Origin of the sequence: Methylobacterium sp. B1, from assembly GCF_000333255.1 — a bacterium.
Classification (GTDB): Bacteria; Pseudomonadota; Alphaproteobacteria; order Rhizobiales; family Beijerinckiaceae; genus Methylobacterium; species Methylobacterium fujisawaense.
In genome coordinates this window covers 1-444 of record NZ_BACT01000977.1, presented here as the reverse complement: position 1 = coordinate 444, position 444 = coordinate 1, and the positions used below count along the sequence as shown (strand labels likewise).

Below are 444 nucleotides of genomic sequence, written 5' to 3'. Positions count from 1 at the left end.
TGAAGGCCGAACTCGACGCCGTTAACCAGCTCGATTTCGGTCACTACTGCGAAAAACTTCTGCACTATCGGGAGCAACGGGAGGGCATATGACGTCTTTGGCTCAGCGCCTTGAAACCTTGCACGCCACGCGCCCGGTGACGGTGCTGGGCGCGGCGGTGATAGACGTCATCGCCGACGCTTACGCCCTGCCCTGGCGCGGGTGTGATATCGAGCTTAAACAGCAGGGCGTCAATATCGGTGGCTGCGCGCTCAATATCGCCATCGCCCTGAAACGGCTCGGCATTGCGGCGCAAAATGCCCTGCCCGTCGGCCACGGCGTGTGGGCGGATATTATTCGCAACGCCATGGCGAAGCAGGATTTGCACAGCGCGGTGGAAGCAGATACGGGTGATAACGGCTGGTGTCTGGCGCTGGTGGAGCCAGACGGCGAGCGCACCTTTAT

At 61.0% G+C, this 444-nt stretch carries 1 protein-coding gene; it reads left to right on the top strand.

Going from position 1 to position 444, the window contains the following annotated elements; all coding sequences use genetic code 11:
- Positions 1 to 88: 88 nt before the first annotated feature.
- Positions 89 to 444, top strand: a 356-nt coding sequence (locus I53_RS27240) for a PfkB family carbohydrate kinase (RefSeq protein ID WP_043356865.1), incomplete at its 3' end; no start/stop codon positions are given.